Here is a 26,254-nt window from a genome sequence, read left to right on the forward strand (position 1 = left end):
CTCCGTCGACCTGGAACCACTGAGTCGATTATGGATTGGGTAATGCCCCGAACCGATTTGGGATTCGATATTGCACGTTCAGGTCGGCGTATCTCTCAAGCATCCCCCAATAGGTCCCCTCTCCCTCTGGGAGAGGGCTAGGGTGAGGGGCTTTTCGGGGCTAATCCACAGACCGAGGCAACTGCAACGTCACCCGCAACCCACCCTCACGCAGGTTCTGCAACGTCACCTCGCCGCCATGGCTATGGGCGATGTTGCGCGCAATGCCCAGTCCCAATCCGTAGCCCTGCTGCTGTCCCGCCAAACGGAAGTGCGGTTCGAACACTTGCTCCAGCCGCTGCTGCGGCACACCCGGCCCTTCGTCGTCGACGTGCAAAACGAACGCGCTGTCATCGTCATCGATGTGCAGATGCGCGTTCTGCCCGTACTTCAAGGCGTTGTCGATCAGGTTGCCGATGCAGCGCTTGAGCGCCAGCGGTTTGCCCGGATAGGCCGACAGCGCGCGGCCATGCTGAGTGACGCGGCCATTGCCGTTCGGCGCCAGATACGGCTCGACCAGGCAATCGAGGACATGATTGAGATCCACCGGCTCGATGTTCTCGTGGATGTCGGTGTCTTTCACGCATTGCAACGCGCCTTTGACCAGCAGCTCCAGCTCATCCAGATCGCGGCCGAACTTGGCTTGCAGCTGTTCGTCTTCGAGCAGCTCGACGCGCAAGCGCAGGCGGGTGATCGGCGTGCGCAGGTCATGGGAAATCGCGCTGAACAACTGGCTGCGCTCGGTCAGGTAGCGGCTGATGCGTTCGCGCATGGTATTGAACGCGCGGCCGACTTCGACCACTTCACTGCCACCGCCCTCCGCCACCGGCTCGACGTCGGCGCCCAGCGACAGATCCCGCGCCGCCCGCGCCAGACGCTTGAGCGGCCGACTCTGCCAGTGCACCAACAGGCCGATGAACAACAACAGAAAGCCGCTGGTGAGGACAATGAACCACACCTGCTGCGCCGGCAGGCCTTGTTCTTCGAGACTGGTGTACGGCTCGGGCAGCAACGAGGCGATGTACAGCCACTCGCCCGGGGCCATTTGAATCTGCGTGACCAGCACCGGCGGATTCACCGGTTCAAGCGTCAACGCGTAGTGCGCCCAAGAGCGCGGCAATTCATCAAGTTTCAAACCTGCGTTGAAAATCCGCAGGTCTTCGGGACTGACGAAGGTCACCGAAATATCCGTGTCATGGCCCAGAGACTGGCGCAGCACTTCGTCCACCGCTTGCATCACCGCAGCCTTGCGCGGCGTCACCGGCAGCACGTCCATGCCCAGCGGCTTGTCGTTCAGCGTCACGACAAACCGGGTGCCGCCCATGCTGCGCAACTGATCGAGCACCAGCGGTCGATAGGCCACTGGCAAGGAACGGAAATAGCTGACGCTGGCAGTCATCGAATGCGCCAGGCTGCGGGCACTGGTGACGAGGCCTTCGAGTTGAGTGGCGCGCAACTGCGATACCCAGATCACGCTCGACAGCGTCTGCGCGAACAGCACCGCCAGCAGAGTCAGCAGCAGCATCCGCCCGAGCAGTGAGCGCGGCACCGGTATGCGACTGGCGAATTTGCGCAGCGACTCAGTGAGCATTGCCGGCAACCACATTGGCTGCCAACTGATAGCCGCTGCCGCGCACGGTGCGGATCAACCGTGGCGGTTTTTCGGTGTCGCGCAAGCGTTGGCGCAAACGGCTGACGGCCATGTCGACGATGCGATCGAGCGGCATCAGATCGCGGCCACGGGTGGCGTTGCCGATGGTGTCGCGGTCGAGGATTTGCTGCGGATGATCGAGGAACAGTTTCAGCAGAGCGAAATCGGCGCCGGAAAGGATCACTTCCTCGCCGTCAGTGTGGAACAGCCGATGGCTGACCGTGTCCAGGCGCCATTCGTCGAAGACCAGCACTTCGCTGCCGCTACGTTCGTGGGCGAACTGTGCGCGGCGCAGCAGGGCCTTGATCCGCGCTTGCAGTTCGCGCGGGCTGAACGGTTTGCCAAGGTAGTCGTCGGCGCCGAGTTCCAGACCGATCACCCGGTCGGCTTCGTCGGAACTGGCAGTCAGCATGATGATTGGCACCTGTGCCTGACGCGGGTGCTGGCGTACCCAACGGCACAGGCTGAAGCCGTCTTCGTCGGGCAGCATGACATCGAGGATCACCAGATCGCTCGGCGCCTCGTTGAGCGCCTGACGAAAACCGGCACCATCGGCGGTGGCCCGCACCTGGAACCCGGCGCGGGTCAGGTAGGTTTCCAGCAACTCGCGTATTTCCTGGTCGTCATCGACCAACAATATCGACTTGTTGACTGAGCTCACTTCGAAGGCATCCTTGTTGTTGGAGTTGGGGCGGATTATGCCTTAAGCATCAAACTAACAGACACTACAGAAACCCTTGTGGGAGCGAGCCTGCTCGCGAATCGGTTTTAACATTCAACAGATCTGTTGACTGACACACCGCTTTCGCGAGCAGGCTCGCTCCCACAATTGGATTGCATTTCAGGTCGGGATTGATTGATCCAGCGCCACACCGGCACCAACGAGGCCGGAGTACGGCGCCGTCACCAGCCACACCGGGATGCCTTTGAAGTAATCGCTCATGCAGCCTTTGTCGGCGAAGCAGCGGGCGAAGCCGCTGGCGAGGAAGAAATCGGCGAAGCGTGGAATCACCCCGCCAACGATAAACACCCCGCCGCGCGCGCCAGTGGTAAGCACGTTGTTGCCGGCGACGCGGCCGAGCCAGCAGCAGAACTGCTCGAGCACTTCCAAAGCGATCGGGTCACCGGCAAGGCCGGCGGCGGTGATCGCTTCCGGCGTTTCAAGCGTAGGCTCATGACCATCCACCGCGCAGATCGCCCGGTACAGCCGAGGCAGGCCGCCGCCGCTCAACGCGGTTTCCGCGCTGACATGGCCGATCTCGTTGTAGATGTGTTGCCACAGTTGCGTTTCGCGTGGACTGCTCAGCGGCAGGTCGACGTGGCCGCCCTCGCCCGGCAACGCGGCAAAGCGCCCTTCGCCGAGATCGAGCAGGGTGCCGACACCCAGGCCCGTGCCGGGGCCGATCACCACCGCCGGACGCAACGGCTCCGGCGTGCCTTCGCAAACCACGCGGAACTCGCCAGGCTGCAAGCGGGTCATGCCCAGCGCCATCGCCGAGAAGTCGTTGGTCAGCAACAACTGCTCGACCTGCAAGGTCTTGCAAAACGCGCTGCGGCTGAGCCGCCAGTGGTTGTTGGTGAACTTGAATTCATCGCCACTCACCGGACCTGCCACCGACAGGCACACTGAGCCGATCGAACCCGGCGCCAGGCCGAGCCCGCTCAGGTACAGAGCGATTGCCTCTTCCGGGCTTGCAAAGTCGGCCGTGGCCAGCACCTGAACCGATTGCAGTTGCTGGTTTTGCCACAACGCGAACCGCGCGTTGGTGCCTCCGATGTCGCCGACCAAAGCCAGTTTCAATTAAGCGTCTCCAGGGCAGAAGTGAAGGCGCTGGCGCCCTGCTCCGCCGAGCTGAAGGCCATGCGCATGAAGCCAAACAGCTCGCGGCCGCTGCCAATGTTGTTGCCCAACAGGCCTTTGGCAGGTTCGCGCGCTGCAAATTCGGCGGCGTCGACCTTCAGTTCCAAGGTGCCTTTGACGCCATCGACGCGGATGATATCGCCCTCTTGCACGCGCGCCAAAGCGCCACCGACATAAGCTTCCGGGCTGACGTGAATCGCTGCGGGGATTTTCCCCGACGCGCCGGACATGCGCCCGTCAGTCACCAGCGCGACTTTGAAGCCGCGATCCTGCAGTACGCCGAGGAATGGCGTCATCTTGTGCAGCTCCGGCATGCCGTTGGAGCGCGGCCCTTGGAAGCGCATCACGGCAACAAAATCCTTCTCCAGCAGACCGGCCTTGAATGCGTCCGCCAGGTCCTGTTGATCCTGGAAGACCATCGCCGGTGCTTCGACGATCTGGTTCTCCAGCGCAACGGCGGAAACCTTCATCACGCCGCGACCGAGATTGCCTTCCATCACCCGCAAGCCGCCCTCTTGCGAGAACGCACGGGATACCGGACGCAGGATGTTTTCGTCGAGGCTGTCGGTCGGGCCTTCACGCCAGACCAACTCACCGTTATCAAGGAACGGCTCTTTGGTGTACTGGCTCAGGCCATGGCCGAGCACGGTGTTGACGTCTTCATGCAGCAGGCCGGCGCCGAGCAGTTCGCGGATCAGGAACGACATGCCGCCCGCTGCCTGGAAGTGGTTGATGTCGGCTTTGCCGTTCGGATAGACGTGGCTCAGGGTCGGGACGACTTCGGAAAGGTCGGCCATGTCCTGCCAGGTCAGTTGAATGCCAGCGGCCATGGCGATGGCCGGCATGTGCAAGGTGTGGTTGGTCGAGCCGCCGGTGGCGTGCAGGGCAACGATGGAGTTGACCAGCGCCTTTTCGTCGACGATTTCGCCGATCGGCATGAAGTTGCCGTTCTGCTTGGTCAGGCGCGTGACCTGATGCGCGGCTTCGCGGGTGAGCGCGTCGCGCAGCGGCGTGTTCGGGTTGACGAAAGAGGCGCCCGGCAAGTGCAGGCCCATGACTTCCATCAGCAACTGGTTGGTGTTGGCGGTGCCGTAGAAGGTGCAGGTGCCCGGGCTGTGGTAGGACTTCATCTCCGATTCCAGCAGCTCTTCGCGGGTCGCCTTGCCTTCGGCGTACTTCTGGCGGACGTCGGCTTTTTCCTTGTTGGAAATCCCCGACACCATTGGCCCGCCCGGTACGAAAATGGTCGGCAGATGACCGAAACGCAGCGAACCCATCATCAGGCCCGGAACGATCTTGTCGCAGATGCCGAGCATCAGCGCGCCGTCAAACATGTTGTGCGACAGCGCCACGGCGGTGGACATCGCGATCACTTCGCGGCTCGGCAGGCTCAGTTCCATGCCCGGCTCGCCTTGGGTCACACCGTCGCACATTGCCGGAGTGCCGCCGGCGAACTGACCGACCGAGCCGATCTCGCGCAGGGCGTTCTTGATCTGTTGCGGGAAAACTTCGTACGGCTGGTGCGCCGAAAGCATGTCGTTATACGAAGACACAATGGCGATGTTCGCCGAGTTCATCATCCGCAGGCTGTGCTTGTCTTCAGTGCCGCAACCGGCCACGCCGTGGGCGAAGTTGGCGCATTGCAGCTTGCCGCGCATCGGGCCATCGGTGGCGGCGCCGCGAATCAATGCAAGGTAAGCCTGACGCGTGGCGCGGCTGCGGGCGATAAGCCGTTCGGTGACCTCAAGAACGCGGGGATGCATGTGTAGAACTCCAGGCTAACGGATGTGGCGACCTGATTGTCTATGCTGATCAAACGCCGTTGTTGTTGGAATGACAGACGGCTTTTTTGACCATTCGGACCAGTTGATTCAGGTCACTCGTTGTAGATAAAACAAAATATTGCCACTAAAAAGGCTTGTTTTCTATTTTTATGCGAATAATCTTGTAATTCCAACAACAAAACGACGGCGGCGCTGTTCCATGACTCTTCGAATTGCAATCAATGGTTTTGGCCGCATCGGCCGTAATGTCCTGCGCGCACTGTATACCCAAGGCTATCGTCAAGACCTGCAGATCGTCGCGATCAACGATCTGGGTGACAGTTCGATCAATGCCCATCTGCTCAAATACGACACCGTCCACGGCACTTTCGACGCCGAAGTCGCGCACGATAACGAGAGCCTGACGGTCAATGGCGACCGCATCGCGGTCAGCGCCATTCGCAACCCGGCCGACCTGCCGTGGGCCGCAGAAAAAATCGACGTAGTGTTCGAATGCACCGGTCTGTTCACCGACCGTGCCAAAGCCGCCGCGCATATCAGCGCCGGCGCCCGCAAGGTGATCATTTCTGCCCCGGCCAAAGGCGCCGACGCCACCGTCGTTTATGGCGTCAACCACGACATTCTGCGTCAGTCGCACCAGATCATTTCCAACGCTTCGTGCACCACCAACTGCCTGGCGCCAGTGGCGCAGGTGCTGCATCGCGAGCTGGGGATCGAAAGCGGCCTGATGACCACCATCCACGCCTACACCAACGACCAGAACCTCACCGACGTCTATCACAGCGACCCGTACCGCGCCCGTTCCGCCACGCAGAACATGATCCCGAGTAAGACCGGCGCAGCCGAAGCGGTAGGCCTGGTGCTGCCGGAACTGGCGGGCAAATTGACCGGCATGGCTGTGCGCGTACCGGTGATCAATGTGTCGCTGGTCGACCTCACCGTGCAACTGAAGAAAGAAGCCAGTGCCGACGAAGTCAACGCCCTGCTGAAAGCGGCCAGCCAGCACTCGAAGATTCTCGGTTACAACACCTTGCCGCTGGTTTCCAGCGACTTCAACCACAACCCGCTGTCGTCGATCTTCGACGCCAACCACACCAAAGTCAGCGGCAAGTTGCTGAAAGTGCTGGCCTGGTACGACAACGAATGGGGCTTCTCCAACCGCATGCTGGATAACTGCCTGGCGTTGTGTAACGCCGAATAATCCCGGCCGGTCCCCAATCCCTGTGGGAGCGAGCCTGCTCGCGAAAGCTATATGTCAGTCAATATGGAGCTGACTGACACAACGCCTTCGCGAGCAGGCTCGCTCCCACAGGAGATCCGATTTCAATTTGAAATCAGCGCTTGACCATTCAGCTGGATGATAAGCATTATCATTCGCTCGAAATGGATCAGGTCCTCCCGTGAGTCAATCGCGCTTCAACCACGTCTTCCTCGCCCAGCGCACTTCCCTGCTGCGCACGCTGGAACGGATGGTCAACAATCACAGCACCGCTGAAGACCTGTTGCAGGAGACCTACCTGCGCGTCACCCGGGCGTTGAGCGAACGGGCCATCGATCACCTTGAACCCTTTGTCTTCCAGACCGCGCGCAATCTGGCGCTGGACCATTTGCGTGCGCGCAAGATTCATGCGCGGACCATGGTCGACGACGTGCCGCAAGATGTCGTGCAGAGCATCGCCGCGCCGGCCAGCAGCGCCGAAGACGCCGCCCACGCCGAACAACTGCTGGAGCGTTTGAACGTGAGCCTCAGCCAACTCAGCCCGCGCCAGCAACAGATCTTCATCCTCAGCCGCCTGCACGGGCACAGTTATCAGGAAATCGCCAATGAACTGAACGTGTCGCTGAGCACCGTGCAGAAAGAACTGAAACTGATCATGTCGATCTGCATTGGCGTCGCCGAACGACATAACGGCAGCGGCAAGCTTTGAGCTGCAAGCTACAGGTAAAAACAAAAAGCGGTAACGCATCCGGCTTGCAGCTTGCAGCTTGAAGCTAGAAACTGCTTCGCCAGAAGCCCTGAGGAACCACCGTGACGGACACCCACCGCTCGCCTTCGCCCGATTCGGCGCGGGACGCTGCAGCTGCAATGGACCAGGCGCTGGACTGGCTCATCGTGCTCGGCAGCCCGGATGAGGAACAGACCCGGCAATTTCATGCCTGGCTGGCGGCTGATCCGTTAAATGCCGAGGCATTCGCCAAGGCCCAGGCCATCTGGGACGGCCCGCAAGTCGCACTGTGCGCCGAGGCTCTGGCGACAAAACCGGTAAAAATCACCTTCCTCAAACGCTTGCGCCCGCACTGGAAACCGCTGGCCACCGCTGCGGTGCTGATCCTTGGGCTGTTCAGTTTCAGTAACTTGCCGATGCGCATTCAAGCGGATCACCTGACCGTGGTCGGCGAGCGTCAGCGTCTGCAACTGGAGGACGGCTCGAAGGTTCTGCTCAATACCAATTCGGCGTTTTCCAGCACCATCAACGATCAGCAACGCGTGGCCCGGCTGTTTCAGGGCGAGGCGTTTTTCGAGATCGCCAGCGGGCGCAATCAGCCGCTGGAGATCGACGCAGGTCCGGTAACGGCCAGCGTCCACGACACCGCATTCGCCGTGCGCTACCTCGACGGGGTCGCGCAAGTGAATGTGCAACGTGGCGATGTCGATCTGCGCGCCACCCACAACGATGCCCGGGTGCGCCTGCGTGCCGGGGAAAGCATTCGCATCGGCCCCAACGGTTTTGATCGTCCGGCCAAGCTCGACGCCAATGCCGATCTGGCCTGGGTTGAAGGCCGCCTGGTGTTCGAGAACTGCCCGCTGAATCAAGTGCTGGCCGAGCTGCGCCGCTACTACCCGGGCTGGATCATCAACAACAACGAGCAACTGGCCGACGTCGCCGTCACCGGCAATTACCGTCTCGACCAGCCGCTCGACGTGGTCCGCTCCCTCGCTCACATCACCTCGGCACGCCTGCAGGAATTCCCTGCACTGGTGATCCTGAACTGAATGAGAATTATTTTTACTCGATAGCCAACGGCAGTACGTCTCGTTATAGCCAATGCAATTGATTCGCATCTAACCATGCCGATCAGCACCTATAAAGATTCGTGCGACACGGAGCGCTATCGATGTCCTCACGCCTTACCCGCCAGACTTCCTCCCCTTCCCGCGTGCTGTCGCTGCTGACTGCGGCCATCCTCATGGCTGGCACCGCACCGCTGCTCGCCGCCGCCGCCGAGCAACCGACACGCAACATGGGCGATTACGCCTTCGCCATCGGCCAGCAACCGCTGGTTTCGGCACTGAATGCCTTCACCGCCGTGACCGGTTGGCAGGTCGGCTTGCCGGCAGAGCTGGGGCAGAACGTCTCGTCGCCGGGCGTGCGCGGTTCGCTGCCCCCGGAGAAAGCCCTCGAGCGCCTGTTGGTGGGGACCAACCTGAGCTTTCGCAAACTGAGCAACAACAATGTCGTGCTGGAAAAACGCAACAGCAGCGGCACGCTCAATCTCGATCAGGTGACCATCAGCGCCACTCGCCAGGAACAGTCGGTCAACAGCGTGCCCTCGACCGTCAGCGTGCAGGACCGCCAAGAGCTTGACCGCAACAACGTCAACACCATCAAGGATCTGGTGCGCTACGAACCGGGCGTTTCCGTTGGCGGTGCCGGCCAGCGCGGCGGCATCAGTGGCTACAACATTCGCGGTATCGACGGCGACCGCATCCTGACTCAAGTCGATGGCGTGGAGATCCCCAACGGCTTCTTCAACGGCCCCTACGCCAAAAGCCAGCGCAACTACGTCGACCCGGAAATCGTCAAGCGTGTGGAAATTCTGCGTGGCCCGGCCTCGGTGCTGTACGGCAGCAACGCCATCGGCGGCGCGGTCAGTTACTACACGCTGGACGCCGACGACATCATCAAACCGGGCAAGGACGTCGGCGCGCGTCTGAAAAGCGGTTACAGCTCCGCCGACGACAGCTGGCTGAAATCCGCCACCGTCGCTGGCCGCAGCGGTGAGTTCGACGGTCTGCTGCATTACAGCCAGCGCGACGGTCATGAAACCGAATCCTTTGGCAGCCACAACGGCACCGGTCTGGAACGCACCGCCGCCAACCCGGAAGACGTGCGCGCAACCAACGTTCTGGCCAAGCTCGGCTGGAACTACAACGACGATTCGCGCCTGGGCCTGACCTACGAAAAGTACAAGGACGATCGCGACACCGATCAGAAAAGTGCCTACGGCGGCCCGTACTTCAATGGCGCGCCGACCATTCCGAGCAGCGTACTGCCCGGCGGCATGTACCAGTGGCGCACCGGTAACGACACCATCACCCGCGAGCGTTTCGGCATCGAACACGCGTTCGCCCTCGACAGCCTGCTGGCCGATAACGCCAAGTGGAGCCTCAATCACCAGATCGCCAAGACCGACCAGAGCACCGAAGAGTTGTACTACCCGATCACCCGTAAAGTGCAGCGTACCCGCGACACGCTCTACGAGGAAAAACAGTGGGTGTTCGACGCGCAACTGGACAAGGCTTTCGCCATCGGTGACACCGATCACCTGCTGACTTACGGCACCACGATCAAACAGCAGAAAGTCACCGGCTCACGCAGCGGCGACGGCACCTGTGTGGCCGTCGGTCGCGGCTGCACGGCGATTGGCGCGACGAGTCCGGCAGATGTGCTGGCCAAGGCCTCTGATTTCCCCGATCCGACCATCAACACCTACAGCCTGTTTGCTCAGGATCAGATCAGCTGGAACGACTGGACCTTCCTGCCGGGCCTGCGCTACGACTACACCCAGCTCAAGCCGCACATCACCGAGGAATTCCTCAACACCGTGAATGCCGACGGCCAGGGCACGGTCAGCGACAAGAACAAGACCTGGCACAAGGTGTCGCCGAAATTCGGCCTGACCTATGCACTGACGGACAACTACACCTGGTACGGCCAGTACGCCGAAGGCTTCCGCACGCCCACGGCAAAATCGCTGTACGGGCGTTTCGAGAACAACACCACCGGCTACACCGTAGCGCCCAACTCCGACCTTGAGCCGGAAAAGAGCAAAGGCTTCGAAACCGGCCTGCGCGGGAATTTCGAGCAGGGTTCGTTCGACGTCGCAGTGTTCTATAACAAGTACCGCGACTTCATCAACGAGGACGCGGTCAAGCCGGGCGACGATCAGTTGACCTTCCAGAGCAACAACATCAAGCGCGCCACCATCAAGGGCGCGGAAGTCAAAGGTCGCTTGAACCTGGATGCGCTGGGCGCGCCGCAAGGCCTGTATACCCAAGGCTCGATCGCCTACGCCTACGGTCGCAACAACGACAGCGGCGAGCCGATCAACAGCGTCAATCCGCTCACCGGCGTGTTCGGTCTCGGTTACGACCAGGACAACTATGGCGGTTTGCTGAGCTGGACCGTGGTGAAGAAAAAGGACCGCGTCGACGACAGCAACTTCAAGTCGCCGGACGGCGTCAGCAGCCAGTTCAAGACCCCGGGCTTCGGCATTCTCGATCTGGCCGGCTATTACAAGGTGACCGACGACGTCACCGTCAGCGGCGGCGTCTACAACCTGACCGACAAGAAATACTGGCTATGGGATGACGTGCGCGGTTACGACAGCGTCGGCGAAGCCTCGGTGACGCAACCGGCCAACCTCGATCGCCTGACCCAACCGGGACGCAACTTCGCGATCAACCTGATCTGGGACATCTGATCCGCCCGGCCTCACTGCGCGTGTTCGCGCCGCGCAGTGAGGTTTTTTTACTGTCCGGCGTCCGCCCGTACGTCTTGTTATCAAGCGCCTCATTTATCAAGGACACCCCATGACTGCCTCGGAAAAAACCTTGCGTTCGCAACGCCTGAACCAGATCACCCACGAGCCGCACAGCAAACTCGATGCGCTGGTCAAAGCCCACGCACCGTTCGAAACCCGCGCCAGCTTCGCTCGTTTCGTCGTTGCGCAATACCTGTTCCAGGCGGAACTGGTCGAGCTGTACAACGATGCCGAACTGACCGCGATCATCCCGGATCTGCCGGCCCGTTGCCGCGCCGAAGCGGCCAGGGCTGACCTTGCCGACCTCGACACCGAGGTTCCGGCCCCGGTGGCCGGCGCGCTGAAAAACCCGAGCAAGGCGCGGGCGCTGGGCTGGATCTTTGTTTCCGAGGGTTCCAAGCTCGGCGCGGCGTTTTTGATCAAGCGTGCGGTGGCACTGGAACTGAGCGAAAGCTTCGGTGCCCGGCATCTGGCGGAACCGCAAGGTGGCCGCGCCGAGGGCTGGAAAAGCTTCGTACGCACCCTCGATGCGTTGCCGTTCACGGCAGAGGAAGAGGCGGAAGTTGAGCAAGGTGCGCTGGATGCATTCAACCGCTTCACCGTGCTGCTGGAACGGGCTTATGCCATAGAAGCCGAAGTGGCCTGAAGCAACTCTTATCACTTGTGGGAGCGAGCCTGCTCGCGAAGACGGCAGCACATTCAACATCAATGTGCCTGATCAACCGCTTTCGCGAGCAGGCTCGCTCCCACAGAGCTCACCACAAATCTGTAAGATCTCCGTTCCGCTCCAGAAACCACCTCGAGCCCATGCCCGCACCCGCCCCATCAAAACTCGCCCGTCTGCTGTTCGGCCTGCTGGCCTATGTCAGCCTCGGCATTGGCCTGGTCGCCATCGTCGTGCCCGGTCTGCCGACCACCGAGTTCATCCTTTTAGCCGCGTGGGCCGCGACCCGCAGTTCGCCGCGCCTGAGTGCGTGGCTGGAAAATCATCGCCTGTTCGGGCCGATCCTCAGTAACTGGCGCAACGGCAGGATCATCGCGCGCAAGGCCAAAGTCAGCGCCACCGTCAGCATGCTGCTGTGCGCCACTTTGATGCTGGTACTGCTTGATCACGGCTGGCCGATCTATCTGGCGATTGCCGGCATGGGCCTGGGCAACCTGTGGATCTGGTCGCGCCCGGAGACGCCCGCCGCGGTAGTGAAACATCCCTGTAATTAAAGCCTTTTCAGCACTTTCCCCTGCGCAAACGTTTAGCGGCGACCGTCCGTCGGCGAGCGCCTCATGCCGTTTCGCTCGACGCCGATGAGGATTGAATGGCGCTGAATGGATTTGGCAAACCGGGCTTCAGGCCCAGCCACCTGTTTATTCCATTCGCGAGATCGCCCCATGTTCGACTCTCTTTCCATTCGCCTGAAAATCGTCCTGCTCTCCGGCCTGTGCCTGCTCGGAGTGGTGGTGCTGATCGTCAGCATGAACATCTACCAGACCAACCAGAACGACGCGCTGGTCAGTCAATCCAGCAACCAGTTACTGACCGCCAGCGTGCAGAACCTGCTGCAGGCCAAGGCCGCCGAGCAAGCGGTGCGGGTGCAGAAAACCTTTGGTGAAAGCCTGCTCGTGGTCACCGCCCTCGCCGACCAGATCAAGGATCTGCGGACGATGGCGGCCAAGCGTTCGCTCGAAGCCGGCGCTGTTCGTGAAGAGTTGAACCAGAGCCTGAAAACCGCTTTCGAGCGCAACGATAAAGTCCTCGGTATCTGGCTGGCCTTCGAACCCAACGGCCTCGACGGCAAGGACAGCGAATTCGCCAACGATGCCGCGCGGCAGTCCAACGAAGCCGGGCGCTTCGCCTCGTACTGGAGCCGTGCCGCCGGCGCCGCGCTGAATACGATCATGGTCGAGGACGACTTGACCAAGACCACCCTCAGCGTCAGCGGCACGCCGTACAACAGTTGGTACACCTGCCCTCGCGACAACAAACGCACCTGCCTGCTTGACCCGTATGCCGACACGGTCGGTGGCAAGGAAATGCTCATGACGACCATTTCCGTACCGCTGCTGGTGGATGGCAAAGCGATCGGTGTGGTCGGTGTCGACATCGCGCTCGACGCCCTGCAAGCCGCCGCCGTCGACTCGCAGCGCAGCCTGTTCAACAACGCCGGGCATATGCTGATCGTCTCCGGCAGCGGTGTGCTGGCGGCCGACAGTGCTGACGCGACGCGGGTCGGCAAAAAAATCGGCGACACCCTCGGCGCCGATGGCAAGGATGTATTGCAACTGGTCGGCAGCGGTACGGCGAAAATCCTCGAACAGGGCGACCTGATTCGCGCGGTTTACCCGGTCGACCCGATCGGCAATTCGCGCGCCTGGGGCGTGGTCATCGACCTGCCCGAGCACGTGCTGCTGGCCGACTCGGTGAAACTTCAAGCGGTGCTGGATGACGCGCAACAAACCGGCGTCATCACTGCCCTGCTGGTGGCGGGCGTGGCCGGTCTGGTCGGCCTCCTGCTGATCTGGCTCACCGCCTCCGGCGTCACCCGTCCGATCAACAGCGTTGCTGAGATGCTGAAGAACATCGCCAGCGGCGAAGGCGATCTGACCCAGCGCCTGAACTACAGCAAGAAAGATGAACTGGGCGAACTGGTGAACTGGTTCAACCGCTTTCTCGACAAGCTGCAGCCGACCATCGCGCAGATCAAACAGAGCATCACCGAAGCCCGTGGCACGGCTGATCAGTCTTCGGAAATTGCCCGCCAGACCAGCGAAGGCATGCAGGTGCAGTTCCGCGAAATCGATCAGGTCGCCACCGCGTCCAACGAAATGAGCGCCACTGCCCACGACGTCGCCAACAGTGCCTCGAACGCGGCCAACGCCGCCAAGGGTGCCGATCAGTCGGCGAAGGACGGTATGGCGATCATCGAGCGCAGCACCCGCGACATCAATCAACTCGCCGATGAGGTCAGCAAAGCGGTGACCGAAGTCGAAGCGCTGGCGGTCAACAGCGAGCAGATCGGCTCGGTGCTGGAAGTGATTCGCAGCATCGCCGAACAGACCAACCTGCTGGCCCTCAACGCCGCCATCGAAGCCGCCCGCGCCGGCGAAAGCGGTCGCGGTTTTGCCGTGGTCGCCGACGAGGTGCGCAACCTGGCCAAACGCACGCAGGATTCGGTGGAAGAAATCCGCATCGTCATCGAGCGCATCCAGACCGGCACCCGTGGCGTGGTCGCGACCATGCATTCGAGCCAGACCCAGGCGCACAACAATGCCGGGCAGATTCGTCAGGCCGTTGATGCGCTGGGCAAGATCAGCGACGCGGTGACGGTGATCAGCGACATGAACCTGCAGATCGCCAGTGCCGCCGAAGAACAGAGCGCCGTGGCCGAAGAGGTCAACCGCAACGTCTCGGCGATTCGCACCGTGACCGAAACCCTGACCGAGCAGGCCACCGAGTCGGCAGCGATCAGCAGCCAGCTCAACAGCCTGGCGAGCCAGCAGATGAAATTGATGGATCAGTTCCGCGTGTAACAACCCAGCATAAATCCCTGTGGGAGCGAGCCTGCTCGCGAAGCGGTCGTCATATCCAACATCCGTGTTGACTGACACGACGCCTTCGCGAGCAGGCTCGCTCCCACTGGGGAAACGGGTTCACATCCTGGTTTCATCTAAACCGCGATTCTTTTGCACTATCATCGCCCTCTCGTTCCGGAGGGCCTTCGATGACTGATCTGCTCACGTCCATCCAAACCGCACTCGACCTGCCTCGCACGCCCATCCCCTTCACCGGTGACGGCGCGTTGCCCTCGGCGTTCGCAGTCACTGAACTGGCCTGCGCCAGCATCGCCGCTGCCGGGCAAGCGCTCAGCGAATTGCTCCACCCGCAAATCGGGCACTTGCCAGCAGTTGCAGTCGACCGACGCCTGGCCTCGTTCTGGTTCTCCACCTCGCTTCGCCCGATCGGCTGGCAGGTGCCGCCGTTATGGGACGCGATCGCCGGCGACTATGCGACCCGGGACGGCTGGATCCGTCTGCACACCAACGCTCCGCATCACCGCGCCGCCGCTGAACGCGTGCTCGGTGCCTGCGCCGATCGTGCCGCGATGGCGGCGAAAGTCGCACAGTGGGCGAGCGCGGATCTTGAGCAGGCGGTGGTCGACGCCAACGGCTGCGCCGCCGAGATGCGCAGTTGGACGCAGTGGCAGCAGCATCCGCAGGGGCTGGCGGTGAATGCTGAAGCGCTGGTGCAATTCATCGAGCAGACGGACGAGAACCGTAGCCTATGGCAAGGCTCGATCGCACGACCGCTGGCCGGGATCAAGGTGCTCGACCTGACCCGCGTGCTCGCCGGCCCCAGCGCCAGCCGCTTTCTCGCAGGGCTGGGCGCCAACGTGCTGCGCATCGATCCACCGAGCTGGAACGAACCCGGCGTCGTTCCGGAAATGACTGTCGGCAAGCGCTGTGCGCGGCTGGATCTGCAAGTGCCAGCGGATCGCGCAGTGTTCGAAGGTTTATTGCAAGACGCCGACATCTTGCTCCACGGCTATCGCGCCGATGCGCTGGAACATCTGGGGTTTGGTATTGAACGCCGAAGGCAACTGGCACCGGGGCTGATCGACGTCTGCCTCAACGCCTACGGCTGGAGCGGCCCTTGGCAGAACCGCCGGGGCTTCGACAGCCTGGTGCAGATGAGCAGCGGCATCGCCGAGGCCGGGCAGCATTGGAGGCACAGCGATAAACCGACGCCACTGCCGGTGCAGGCGCTGGATCATGCGACCGGGTATCTGATGGCGGCGAGTGCAATAAGGCTGCTGACTGAACGACTGGCCAGCGGTCGCGGGGGTTCGGCGCGGTTGTCGCTGGCGCGTACGGCGAAGCTGTTGCTTGAGCATGGGCCGGGGATGCTTGACCCGCTGCGGGCTGAAGACGCACTGGATCAGGATTCGGCGATTGAACACACCGCGTGGGGGCCGGCGCGGAGGTTGCGCGTGCCGCTGCAGATCAGCGGGACGGCGATGCGGTGGAATTGGCCGGCGACGGAGTTGGGCTCGCATCCTCCGTGTTGGCCATGAGAAGCCCCTCACCCTAGCCCTCTCCCAGAGGGAGAGGGGACTGATTGGGGGATATTGGAGAGTTACGCCGACGTGCAAGATTTTCGTCGAATCCATAATCGACTCGATCGCTCAGGTCGATGTATAGCGCCAGACACCTCGGTCGGTCCCCTCTCCCAGAGGGAGAGGGGACTGATTGGGGGATATTGGAGAGTTACGCCGACGTGAAAGATTTTCGTCGAATCCATAATCGACTCGATCGCTCAGGTCGATGTATAGCGCCAGACACCTCGGTCGGTCCCCTCTCCCAGAGGGAGAGGGGACTGATTGGGGGATATTGGAGAGTTACGCCGACGTGAAAGATTTTCGTCGAATCCATAATCGACTCGATCGCTCAGGTCGATGTATAGCGCCAGACACCTCGGTCGGTCCCCTCTCCCAGAGGGAGAGGGGACTGATTGGGGGATATTGGAGAGTTACGCCGACGTGAAAGATTTTCGTCGAATCCATAATCGACTCGATCGCTCAGGTCGATGTATAGCGCCAGACACCTCGGTCGGTCCCCTCTCCCAGAGGGAGAGGGGACTGATTGGGGGATATTGGAGAGTTACGCCGACGTGCAAGATTTTCGTCGAATCCATAATCAACTCGATCGCTCAGGTCGACGTATAGCGCCAGACACCTCGGTCGGTCCCCTCTCCCTCTGGGAGAGGGCTAGGGTGAGGGGCTGCTTTTCAGATCACAACGACAACACCCCGCTATACAACCCATACGCCGCCAGCCCCGCCCCGATCACCACGCAAGCAAAAATCCCCTTTTCCACCGTAGTGAAAACCGGTTGCCCCTGTTCACGCTTGGCCTTGGCAAACAGGATCACCCCCGGCGCATACAGCAGCGCCGACAGCAGCAGATATTTCACTCCCCCGGCATACAACAGCCACACCGCGTAAACCAGGGCGATGCCGCCGATCAGCAGATCCTTGGTACGTTCCGCCGAGGCGTGTTCGTAGGTTTCGCCGCGCCCGCTGAGCAGCACCGCATAGGCCGCCGACCACAAATACGGCACCAGAATCATCGACGACGCCAGATAGATCAGACTGGTGTAAGTACCCGCCGAGAACAATGTGATCAGCAGGAAAATCTGGATCATCACATTGGTCAGCCACAGCGCGTTGACCGGCACGTGGTTCTTGTTTTCCTTCTTCAGGAACGCCGGCATGGTTTTGTCTTTGGCCGTGGCGAAGAGGATTTCCGCGCACAGCAAGGCCCATGACAACAACGCGCCCAACAGCGAAATCGCCAGCCCGACGCTGATCAGCAACGCACCCCACGGCCCGACGATGTGCTCGAGCACCGCTGCCAGCGAAGGGTTCTGCAGATTGGCCAGTTCAGGCTGGCTCATGATCCCCAGCGACAGCACGTTGACCAGCACCAGCAGCGCCAGCACGCCGATAAAACCGATCACCGTGGCGCGGCCGACGTCGCTGCGTTTTTCTGCGCGGGCCGAATAGACGCTGGCGCCTTCGATGCCGATGAACACGAACACGGTGACCAGCATCATGTTGCGCACCTGATCCATCACCCCGCCGAAGTTCGGGTTGCTGCGGCCCCAGATGTCACGGGTGAAAATGTCAGCCTTGAATGCCACGGCAGCGATGACGATGAACATGATCAGCGGCACGACCTTGGCCACGGTGGTCAGTTGGTTGATCAGCGCCGCCTCCTTGATCCCGCGCATCACCAGAAAATGCACCGCCCACAACAGCACCGAAGCGCAGCCGATGGCGATCGGCGTGTTGCCCTGGCCGAATACCGGAAAGAAATAACCGAGGGTGCTGAACAGCAACACAAAATAGCCGACGTTGCCCAGCCAGGCGCTGATCCAGTAACCCCACGCCGACGAAAAGCCCATGTAGTCGCCGAACCCGGCCTTGGCGTAGGCGTAGACGCCCGAGTCCAGCTCCGGCTTGCGATTGGCCAGGGTCTGAAAGACGAAGGCCAGCGTCAGCATGCCGATCGCGGTGATGCCCCAACCGATCAGGATCGCCCCGGCATCGGCGCGCGCCGCCATGTTTTGCGGCAACGAGAAAATCCCCCCGCCGATCATCGACCCCACCACCAGCGCGATCAACGCACCAAGGCGCAGCTTTTGCGTCGGTTGCGACATGCAGATCTCCTTGAAAGAGCCGTTGTTGTTTATTTGTAACAACAGCCGACTAAAAGCCTAAGGGTAGATGACGTTTATCAGGTAATGGCCAATTTCGCACCGTTATATATAGCCGACCACGATAACGCTTAGCACGTTAAGTCAGTTTTGTGCGCCAATCTTGATTATTCAATTCTGTACTGAAAACAGATGACGGACATTTGCCAAACGCGGAAAAGCAACTAGCGTCATAGTTCGAAAGCATTAATTGCTATTCCCAATTGCGTCAGCGAAACGGCTCTGGGACGGGCCTTCCAGAGCACAGTGTTATGCCCGCAACGGGTGGATAAGTCATTCATTAACAATGGAATGTGGCCATGCACTGATCCAAGTCAGCTATTCGAACAGACAACGGTACTAGGCTGTGAGCTCTCCTTTCCTGCAATGGAGTCATGCAAATGTCTGAAGCGCCCGGAAAACTAAGACTCGGTGCACTGGTTGCACTGGTAGTCGGTTCAATGATCGGTGGCGGGATATTTTCGTTGCCACAAAACATGGCCGCCAGCGCCGACGTCGGTGCAGTGCTGATCGGCTGGGCCATCACCGCCGTCGGCATGCTCACCCTCGCATTTGTTTTTCAGACCCTCGCCAATCGCAAGCCTGACCTGGACGGCGGTGTCTACGCCTACGCCAAGGCCGGATTCGGCGACTACATGGGTTTCTCCTCGGCCTGGGGCTACTGGATCAGCGCCTGGCTGGGCAACGTCGGTTACTTCGTTCTGCTGTTCAGCACCCTCGGCTATTTCTTTCCGATCTTCGGCGAAGGCAATACCCCGGCGGCGGTGATCGGCGCGTCCTTGCTGCTGTGGGGCGTGCATTTCCTGGTGTTGCGCGGGATCAAGGAAGCGGCGTTCATCAACCTGGTGACCACCGTCGCCAAGGTCATGCCGCTGCTGCTGTTTGTATTGATCGCAGTCTTCGCGTTCAGACTGGACATCTTCACCGCCGACATCTGGGGCGTGAAAAACCCCGATCTGGGCAGTGTGATGAACCAGGTGCGCAACATGATGCTGGTCACCGTCTGGGTGTTCATCGGTATCGAAGGCGCGAGCATCTTCTCCGCCCGCGCCGAGAAACGCTCGGATGTCGGCAAGGCCACCGTGATCGGCTTCATCACCGTGCTGCTGTTTCTGGTGCTGGTGAACGTGCTGTCGCTGGGCATCATGACCCAGCCGGAACTGGCGAAACTGCAGAACCCGTCGATGGCCGCCGTGCTTGAGCATGTGGTTGGTCACTGGGGTGCGGTGCTGATCAGCGTCGGCTTGATCATCTCGCTGCTCGGTGCGCTGCTGTCGTGGGTGCTGCTGTGTGCGGAGATCATGTTCGCCGCCGCCAAAGACCACACCATGCCGGAGTTTCTGCGCAAGGAAAACGCCAACCATGTGCCGGTCAACGCCCTGTGGCTGACCAACGCGATGGTGCAGGTGTTCCTGATCATCACCCTGTTCTCGGCCAGCACTTACCTGTCACTGATCTACCTCGCCACCTCGATGATTCTGGTGCCGTACCTGTGGTCAGCGGCCTATGCCCTGCTGCTGGCGGTGCGCGGCGAGAGCTACGAAGGCTTCGCCGCCGAGCGGCGCAAGGATCTGATCATCGGCGGTATCGCCCTGATCTACGCGGTGTGGTTGTTGTATGCCGGCGGGGTCAAGTACCTGCTGCTGTCGGCCCTGCTCTACGCGCCCGGCGCGATCCTGTTCGCCAAGGCCAAGCTGGAACTCAAACAACCGGTTTTCACCAACGTCGAGAAGCTGATTTTCGCCGCAGTGGTCGTGGGCGCCGTGGTGGCGGCCTATGGTCTCTACGATGGCTTCCTGACGCTGTAACCCCTGATTGAATTGTCATCTGGAGGAACACAGAAATGACCACGGAAAAAGTGAAGTACGGCGTCCACTCCGAAGCCGGGAAACTGCGTAAAGTCATGGTTTGCTCCCCAGGTCTGGCCCATCAGCGGCTGACCCCGAACAACTGCGATGAACTGCTGTTCGATGACGTGCTGTGGGTGGCGCAGGCCAAGCGCGATCACTTCGACTTCGTCACCAAGATGCGCGAGCGCGGCATCGACGTGGTGGAAATGCACAACCTGCTGACCGACATCGTTGCCATCCCCGAAGCGCTGGACTGGATTCTTGAGCGCAAAGTAACTGCCGACTCGGTGGGCCTGGGCCTGATCAGCGAAGTGAAATCCTGGCTGAAAAGCCTCGAGCCACGCCACATCGCCGAATTCCTGATTGGCGGCGTGTCGGCCGATGATCTGCCGGACAGCTTCGGTGGCAAGACCATCCAGATGTTCCGCGACTTCCTCGGCCACTCCAGCTTCATCCTGCCGCCGCTGCCCAATACCCAGTTCACCCGCGACACTACCTGCTGGATCTACGGTGGCGTGACGCTGAACCCGATGTACTGGCCGGCGCGCCGTCAGGAAACCCTGCTGACCACCGCCATCTATAAATTCCATCCGCAATTCACCAACGCCGAATTCGAGATCTGGTACGGCGACCCGGACAAGGACCACGGCAACTCCACCCTTGAGGGCGGCGACGTCATGCCGATCGGCAACGGCGTGGTGCTGATCGGCATGGGCGAGCGCTCATCGCGGCAGGCCATCGGCCAACTGGCGCTGAACCTGTTCAACAACAAAGCGGTGGAAAAAGTCATCGTCGCCGGCCTGCCGAAGTCCCGCGCAGCAATGCACCTGGACACCGTGTTCAGCTTCTGCGACCGCGACCTGGTGACGATCTTCCCGGAAGTGGTCAACCAGATCGTCGCCTTCACCCTGCGTCCTGACGAAAGCAAACAGGGTGGCATCGACATCCGCCGCGAAGAAGGCAGCTTCCTCGACACCGTCGCTGCGGCGCTTAACCTGCCGAAACTGCGCGTGGTGGAAACCGGCGGCAACAGCTTCGCCGCCGAACGCGAGCAATGGGATGACGGCAACAACGTGGTGGCCATGGAACCGGGCGTGGTCATCGGCTACGACCGCAACACCTACACCAACACTCTGCTGCGCAAGGCTGGCGTGGAGGTCATCACCATCAGCGCCGGCGAACTCGGCCGAGGCCGTGGCGGCGGCCACTGCATGACCTGCCCGATCATCCGCGACCCGATCGATTACTAATCTTTGAGCCTTCGCCGCGACTTATCGAGCGCGGCCAAGGGGATAACCAAGGAGATCCATCATGGCTTTTAACATTCACAACCGTAACCTGCTCAGCCTGGAACACCACACCCCACGTGAGCTGCGTTACCTGCTCGACCTGTCCCGTGATCTGAAACGCGCGAAATACACCGGCACCGAGCAACAACACCTGAAGGGCAACAACATCGCCCTGATTTTCGAGAAAACTTCGACCCGCACCCGTTGCGCCTTCGAAGTGGCGGCCTATGACCAAGGCGCAAACGTCACTTACATCGACCCGAACTCCTCGCAGATCGGCCACAAGGAAAGCATGAAGGACACCGCCCGCGTGCTCGGGCGCATGTATGACGCCATCGAGTACCGTGGCTTCAAACAGGAAATCGTCGAGGAGCTGGCCAAGTTCGCCGGCGTGCCGGTGTTCAACGGCCTGACCGATGAATATCACCCGACCCAGATGATCGCCGACGTGCTGACCATGCGTGAGCACGCCGACAAGCCGATCCATGAAATCAGCTACGCCTACCTGGGCGACGCGCGCAACAACATGGGTAACTCGCTGCTGCTGATCGGCGCCAAACTGGGCATGGACGTGCGCATCTGCGCGCCGAAAGCGCTGTGGCCGTTGGACGATCTGGTCGCGCGCTGCAAAAAATACGGCGAGGAAAGTGGCGCACGCATCACCCTCACCGAAGATCCGAAAGAAGCGGTCAAGGGCGTGGACTTCATTCACACCGATGTCTGGGTATCGATGGGTGAACCGGTGGAAGCCTGGGCCGAGCGCATTCAGCAACTGCTGCCGTATCAGGTCAACGCCGAGCTGATGAAGGCCACCGGCAACCCGCGTACCAAGTTCATGCACTGCCTGCCGGCGTTCCACAACAGCGACACCAAGGTCGGCAAACAGATCGCCGAACAATATCCGCACCTGAAAAACGGTATTGAAGTGACCGACGACGTGTTCGAGTCGCCGGCCTGCATCGCCTTCGAGCAAGCGGAAAACCGCATGCACACGATCAAGGCGATTCTGGTCTCGACCCTGGCTGATCTCTGACGCCACAGCGCTCCCACTGAAGGAACCGGAAACCCAATGTGGGAGCGAGCCTGCTCGCGAAAGCGGTGGGTCATTCAACAGCGATGTCGACTGATCTGACGCGTTCGCGAGCAGGCTCGCTCCCACAGGGATATCGGTTCCAGCAGGGAGATCGAATCGTTTGTCATTCCTCTGCTTAGAAGGATTGCACCATGCGTATCGTCGTAGCCCTGGGCGGTAACGCCCTGCTCCGCCGTGGTGAGCCGATGACCGCTGACAACCAGCGCGCCAACATCCGCATCGCCACCGAGCAAATCGCCAAGATCCATCCCGGCAACCAACTGGTCATCGCCCACGGCAATGGCCCGCAAGTCGGCCTGCTGTCGCTGCAAGCGGCGGCCTACACCTCTGTCACCCCATACCCGCTGGACGTGCTCGGTGCCGAAACCGAAGGCATGATCGGCTACATCATCGAACAGGAACTGGGCAACCTGCTCGACTTCGAAGTGCCGTTCGCCACCCTGCTGACCCAGGTTGAAGTCGACGCCAACGACCCGGCTTTCAAGAAGCCGAGCAAGCCGATCGGCCCGGTCTACGAGAAAGCCGAAGCGGAAAAACTCGCCGCCGAAAAAGGCTGGGCGATTGCCCCGGATGGCGACAAATTCCGCCGCGTCGTCGCCAGTCCACGGCCGAAGCGCATCTTCGAAATCCGCCCGATCAAGTGGCTGCTGGACAAGGGCAGCATCGTCATTTGCGCTGGTGGCGGCGGCATTCCGACCATGTATGACGAAAACCGTAACCTCAAGGGTATCGAGGCGGTGATCGACAAGGACCTGTGCTCGTCGTTGCTCGCCGAGCAACTGGAAGCCGATCTGCTGGTGATCGCCACTGACGTCAACGCAGCGTTCATCGATTACGGCAAGCCGACGCAGAAAGCCATCGCCGAAGCCCACCCGGACGAACTCGAACGCCTTGGTTTCGCCGCCGGCTCGATGGGGCCGAAGGTGCAGGCAGCCTGCGAATTCGCGCGCCATACTGGCAAGGTCGCGGTGATCGGTTCGCTGGCCGATATCGAAGCCATCGTCCAGGGCACCGCCGGTACGCGGGTCAGCACGGCGAAGCCGGGGATCAGCTACCGATAACAATAAACGCCGGGGCAGGCTCAAGACCTGCTCCGCTTCCATGCCTTGAAAGGAGTAGCTCAATGGCCCAGTTCGAACCTGGTCATCTGCACATCGAGCGGCACGCGTTGACCGACGATGACGTCAATTACAACGTGCATCTGGACTATGAAGTGTTCACCGATCCGCAGAAAGGCAAAGGGATTCAGTTCACCCTGCACGGCAGCATGCAGGGCAAGGACATGAAGGAGGCGTTTTTCCTGCCCAAGGAAGAGGCCTACAACTTCGCCCGCGATGTCACGCGGATCGCCGAGAAGTACGGCATACCCAAGACCCACAGCCAGATCGGCTCGGTGCACAAGCATTACGATCTGATGTTTGAAGACATTCGGCAGAAGTTGAATATGCAGTCGGGGGATCCGGTGAACCTCGAGCATTTCGAATAAAAATCAAAAGCCCCTCACCCTAGCCCTCTCCCGGAGGGAGAGGGGACTGATTGGGGGATGCTGCAGCATTGCGTCGGCCTGATCCTGCATCACTGAATCCATAATCGCCCGGTACTTTCAGGTCGATGCATAACCCCAGACACCTCGGTCGGCTCCCTCTCCCTCCGGGAGAGGGCTGGGGTGAGGGGGCTTTTGATTTAAGGCATACTTGCCTCCCTCCGCACTACAGATCACTGAACCGCCCCCATGCGTATCCACGTCAGCTTCATCGACCGCGTCGGCATCACCCAGGAAGTCCTGGCTATCCTCGGTGGGCGCAATCTCAATCTGGATGCGGTGGAGATGATCCCGCCGAACGTCTACATCGACGCGCCGACCCTCAGCCCGCAAGTGCTCGAAGAACTCAAAGACGCGCTGTTTCGCGTGCTCGGCGTGGAAGCGGTGACCGTGGTCGATATCCTGCCGGGCCAGCGTCGGCACTTGCAGCTCGATGCTTTGCTCGCGGCGATGACTGACCCGGTGCTGGCCCTCGACAGCGCCGGCAAGGTGCTGCTGGCCAACCCGGCGCTGATTGCCCTGTACGGTCGCGAACCGGCCGGCGAAAGCGTCTCGGCGCTGTTCAACGATCCCGGTCTGCTCGACACGCTGCTGGAAAACGGCTTTCGCCTGCCGCTGCGCGAGATCACCGTCAACGGCCAGACCCTGTTGCTCGACGCCACGCCGATCACCGACGCTGGCGCCCTGCTGACCCTGTATCAACCAAATCGCATCGGCGAACAACTCTCGGCGCTGCACCACGACCACGCCGAAGGCTTCGACGCGCTGCTCGGCGAGTCTCCGGCGATCCGCACGCTCAAGGCCCGTGCGCAACGGGTCGCCGCCCTTGATGCACCGCTGTTGATCCAGGGCGAGACCGGCACCGGTAAAGAACTGGTGGCCCGCGCCTGTCACGCGATCAGTGCGCGGCACAGCGCTCCGTTTCTTGCACTCAACTGCGCAGCGCTGCCGGAAAACCTCGCCGAGAGCGAACTGTTCGGCTACGCCCCCGGCGCCTTCACTGGCGCGGCGCGTGGCGGTAAGCCGGGGCTGATGGAACTGGCCAACCAGGGCACGGTGTTTCTCGATGAGATCGGCGAGATGTCGCCGTACTTGCAGGCCAAACTCCTGCGTTTTCTCAACGACGGCAGCTTCCGCCGCGTCGGTGGTGATCGTGAAGTGAAGGTCAACGTACGCATCCTCAGCGCGACCCACCGCGATCTGGAAAAAATGGTCAGCGAAGGCCTGTTCCGCGAAGACCTGTTCTATCGCCTCAACGTGCTCAACGTCGAAGTGCCGCCGCTGCGTGAACGCGGTCAGGACATCCTGCTGCTGGCGCGCTACTTCATGCAGCAGGCCTGTGCGCAGATCCAGCGCCCGGTCTGCCGCCTGGCGCCCGGCACTTATCCGGCGCTGCTCGGCAATCGCTGGCCGGGCAACGTGCGGCAACTGCAGAACGTGATTTTCCGCGCGGCAGCGATTTGCGAGAGCAGCCTGGTCGATATCGGCGACCTCGACATCGCCGGCACCTCCGTCGCGCGCCAGACCGACACTGAGGTGGAAAGTCTCGAACAAGCGGTCGAATCGTTCGAAAGAGCGCTGCTGGAAAAGCTTTACGTCAGCTATCCCTCGACCCGGCAACTGGCGAGCCGATTGCAAACCTCGCACACCGCCATCGCCCATCGCCTGCGCAAATACGGCATTCCCAATAAACCCTGACTCACCACGCATCCCTATTGCAGGAAATTCCCCATGTGGGAGCGAGCCTGCTCGCGAAAGCGGTCTATCAGCAAAATAGCTGGCGCCTGACACACCGTATTCGCGAGCAGGCTCGCTCCCACAGGGTTTTATGGTGTATTCGAAATCCGTTCAAAAACGACCTCTATCTGTACCGAAAGCGCTACAGCGGAACGATATCGCTACACCCGCCTGTGACCAGCGCTGCGCAACGCTTTGATCCGATTAAGCTTTTCTCCTCGCCCCAAACTGTAGCGATTTCGCTACAGGCGCAACCTGCCGACACCCACCTAAAAACTCCAAGCCATTGATTTATATAGATAAATCAACCTTGGCCGCATTCTTGCTACCTGCCTCCTCATGTATTAAGGGCTTCCCCGCCCCAAGCTTTCC

18 protein-coding genes and 2 pseudogenes are annotated in these 26,254 nt (G+C 60.9%); 15 read left to right on the top strand and 5 right to left on the bottom strand.

Going from position 1 to position 26,254, the window contains the following annotated elements; genetic code table 11:
• Positions 1-160: 160 nt before the first annotated feature.
• The 4 genes from AB9L16_RS19545 to edd form a co-directional block, all read right to left on the bottom strand.
• Complete coding sequence (locus tag AB9L16_RS19545) at positions 161-1,630, bottom strand: ATP-binding protein (protein WP_056787959.1); 1,470 nt, start codon at positions 1,628-1,630, stop codon at positions 161-163.
• The gene (locus tag AB9L16_RS19550; RefSeq protein ID WP_236168331.1) at positions 1,620-2,351 is read right to left on the bottom strand and encodes a response regulator; all 732 of its coding nucleotides are present in this window, start codon (positions 2,349-2,351) and stop codon (positions 1,620-1,622) included. The genes AB9L16_RS19545 and AB9L16_RS19550 overlap by 11 nt, the downstream gene beginning before the upstream one ends.
• A 180-nt stretch (positions 2,352-2,531) precedes the next feature.
• Positions 2,532-3,491 (bottom strand): glucokinase, encoded by a 960-nt coding sequence (locus AB9L16_RS19555; protein ID WP_056787957.1) that lies wholly within the window; start codon positions 3,489-3,491, stop codon positions 2,532-2,534.
• Positions 3,488-5,314, bottom strand: a complete 1,827-nt coding sequence (gene edd / locus AB9L16_RS19560) for a phosphogluconate dehydratase (RefSeq protein ID WP_016773527.1) — start codon at positions 5,312-5,314, stop codon at positions 3,488-3,490. Before edd ends, AB9L16_RS19555 begins: the two co-directional genes overlap by 4 nt.
• A 220-nt stretch (positions 5,315-5,534) precedes the next feature.
• On the opposite strand from edd, the gene gap reads away from it, so the two are divergent.
• From gap to AB9L16_RS19605, 9 genes and pseudogenes are all read left to right on the top strand, one after another.
• On the top strand, positions 5,535-6,536 hold the full coding sequence (gene gap, locus AB9L16_RS19565; protein WP_016773526.1) for a type I glyceraldehyde-3-phosphate dehydrogenase: 1,002 nt from the start codon (positions 5,535-5,537) through the stop codon (positions 6,534-6,536).
• A gap of 199 nt (positions 6,537-6,735) precedes the next feature.
• Positions 6,736-7,263 (top strand): RNA polymerase sigma factor, encoded by a 528-nt coding sequence (locus AB9L16_RS19570; RefSeq protein WP_041479774.1) that lies wholly within the window; start codon positions 6,736-6,738, stop codon positions 7,261-7,263.
• Positions 7,264-7,364: 101 nt separating this feature from the next.
• Positions 7,365-8,330, top strand: coding sequence for a FecR domain-containing protein (locus AB9L16_RS19575; protein WP_150637495.1), 966 nt, complete (start codon positions 7,365-7,367; stop codon positions 8,328-8,330).
• A gap of 122 nt (positions 8,331-8,452) precedes the next feature.
• Complete coding sequence (locus AB9L16_RS19580; protein ID WP_375122572.1) at positions 8,453-11,041, top strand: TonB-dependent receptor; 2,589 nt, start codon at positions 8,453-8,455, stop codon at positions 11,039-11,041.
• A 109-nt stretch (positions 11,042-11,150) separates the two neighbouring features.
• Positions 11,151-11,747 carry a biliverdin-producing heme oxygenase gene (locus AB9L16_RS19585; RefSeq protein WP_375122573.1) on the top strand — a complete coding sequence of 199 codons (597 nt, stop codon included), beginning with the start codon at positions 11,151-11,153 and terminating at the stop codon, positions 11,745-11,747.
• Between the two features lie 161 nt (positions 11,748-11,908).
• Positions 11,909-12,319 (top strand): YbaN family protein, encoded by a 411-nt coding sequence (locus AB9L16_RS19590; RefSeq protein ID WP_375122574.1) that lies wholly within the window; start codon positions 11,909-11,911, stop codon positions 12,317-12,319.
• 441 nt (positions 12,320-12,760) lie between these two features.
• A pseudogene (locus AB9L16_RS19595) lies at positions 12,761-13,720 on the top strand (chemotaxis protein); the annotation flags it as partial.
• A 378-nt stretch (positions 13,721-14,098) separates the two neighbouring features.
• Positions 14,099-14,626, top strand: a pseudogene (locus tag AB9L16_RS19600) (methyl-accepting chemotaxis protein); the annotation flags it as partial.
• A gap of 191 nt (positions 14,627-14,817) precedes the next feature.
• Positions 14,818-16,167 carry a CoA transferase gene (locus AB9L16_RS19605; protein ID WP_375122575.1) on the top strand — a complete coding sequence of 450 codons (1,350 nt, stop codon included), beginning with the start codon at positions 14,818-14,820 and terminating at the stop codon, positions 16,165-16,167.
• Between the two features lie 718 nt (positions 16,168-16,885).
• Here AB9L16_RS19605 and arcD (AB9L16_RS19610) read toward each other — a convergent pair.
• Positions 16,886-18,313, bottom strand: a complete 1,428-nt coding sequence (gene arcD / locus AB9L16_RS19610) for an arginine-ornithine antiporter (protein WP_056787938.1) — start codon at positions 18,311-18,313, stop codon at positions 16,886-16,888.
• 437 nt (positions 18,314-18,750) lie between these two features.
• Here arcD (AB9L16_RS19610) and arcD (AB9L16_RS19615) point away from each other — a divergent pair, with 437 nt between their 5' ends.
• The 6 genes from arcD (AB9L16_RS19615) (at position 18,751) to AB9L16_RS19640 (ending at position 25,843) form a co-directional block, all read left to right on the top strand.
• Positions 18,751-20,178, top strand: coding sequence for an arginine-ornithine antiporter (gene arcD, locus AB9L16_RS19615; RefSeq protein WP_375122576.1), 1,428 nt, complete (start codon positions 18,751-18,753; stop codon positions 20,176-20,178).
• 35 nt (positions 20,179-20,213) lie between these two features.
• On the top strand, positions 20,214-21,470 hold the full coding sequence (arcA, locus tag AB9L16_RS19620; protein WP_016773516.1) for an arginine deiminase: 1,257 nt from the start codon (positions 20,214-20,216) through the stop codon (positions 21,468-21,470).
• 61 nt (positions 21,471-21,531) lie between these two features.
• Positions 21,532-22,542 (top strand): ornithine carbamoyltransferase, encoded by a 1,011-nt coding sequence (locus tag AB9L16_RS19625; RefSeq protein ID WP_041479782.1) that lies wholly within the window; start codon positions 21,532-21,534, stop codon positions 22,540-22,542.
• Between the two features lie 191 nt (positions 22,543-22,733).
• Positions 22,734-23,663, top strand: a complete 930-nt coding sequence (gene arcC / locus AB9L16_RS19630; protein WP_056787936.1) for a carbamate kinase — start codon at positions 22,734-22,736, stop codon at positions 23,661-23,663.
• Positions 23,664-23,725: 62 nt separating this feature from the next.
• The gene (locus tag AB9L16_RS19635) at positions 23,726-24,088 is read left to right on the top strand and encodes a DUF5064 family protein (RefSeq protein ID WP_041479784.1); all 363 of its coding nucleotides are present in this window, start codon (positions 23,726-23,728) and stop codon (positions 24,086-24,088) included.
• 246 nt (positions 24,089-24,334) lie between these two features.
• Entirely contained in the window at positions 24,335-25,843 is a 1,509-nt protein-coding gene (locus AB9L16_RS19640) for a sigma-54-dependent transcriptional regulator (RefSeq protein WP_095181474.1), read from the top strand.
• Positions 25,844-26,254 lie beyond the last annotated feature (411 nt).

It is taken from the genome of Pseudomonas sp. LW8 (assembly GCF_041956865.1).
GTDB classification, from domain to species: Bacteria; Pseudomonadota; Gammaproteobacteria; order Pseudomonadales; family Pseudomonadaceae; genus Aquipseudomonas; species Aquipseudomonas siliginis.

Bases quoted from the DNA above. Each gene is read 5' to 3' on its own strand.
- AB9L16_RS19580 (WP_375122572.1), top strand. From the start codon at position 8,453: ATGTCCTCACGCCTTACCCGCCAGACTTCCTCCCCTTCCCGCGTGCTG.
- AB9L16_RS19585 (WP_375122573.1), top strand. From the start codon at position 11,151: ATGACTGCCTCGGAAAAAACCTTGCGTTCGCAACGCCTGAACCAGATC.
- AB9L16_RS19640 (WP_095181474.1), top strand. From the start codon at position 24,335: ATGCGTATCCACGTCAGCTTCATCGACCGCGTCGGCATCACCCAGGAA.
- arcD (WP_056787938.1), bottom strand. From the start codon at position 18,313: ATGTCGCAACCGACGCAAAAGCTGCGCCTTGGTGCGTTGATCGCGCTG.
- arcD (WP_375122576.1), top strand. From the start codon at position 18,751: ATGTCTGAAGCGCCCGGAAAACTAAGACTCGGTGCACTGGTTGCACTG.
- gap (WP_016773526.1), top strand. From the start codon at position 5,535: ATGACTCTTCGAATTGCAATCAATGGTTTTGGCCGCATCGGCCGTAAT.
- edd (WP_016773527.1), bottom strand. From the start codon at position 5,314: ATGCATCCCCGCGTTCTTGAGGTCACCGAACGGCTTATCGCCCGCAGC.
- arcA (WP_016773516.1), top strand. From the start codon at position 20,214: ATGACCACGGAAAAAGTGAAGTACGGCGTCCACTCCGAAGCCGGGAAA.
- AB9L16_RS19635 (WP_041479784.1), top strand. From the start codon at position 23,726: ATGGCCCAGTTCGAACCTGGTCATCTGCACATCGAGCGGCACGCGTTG.
- AB9L16_RS19605 (WP_375122575.1), top strand. From the start codon at position 14,818: ATGACTGATCTGCTCACGTCCATCCAAACCGCACTCGACCTGCCTCGC.
- AB9L16_RS19590 (WP_375122574.1), top strand. From the start codon at position 11,909: ATGCCCGCACCCGCCCCATCAAAACTCGCCCGTCTGCTGTTCGGCCTG.
- AB9L16_RS19625 (WP_041479782.1), top strand. From the start codon at position 21,532: ATGGCTTTTAACATTCACAACCGTAACCTGCTCAGCCTGGAACACCAC.
- AB9L16_RS19545 (WP_056787959.1), bottom strand. From the start codon at position 1,630: ATGCTCACTGAGTCGCTGCGCAAATTCGCCAGTCGCATACCGGTGCCG.
- arcC (WP_056787936.1), top strand. From the start codon at position 22,734: ATGCGTATCGTCGTAGCCCTGGGCGGTAACGCCCTGCTCCGCCGTGGT.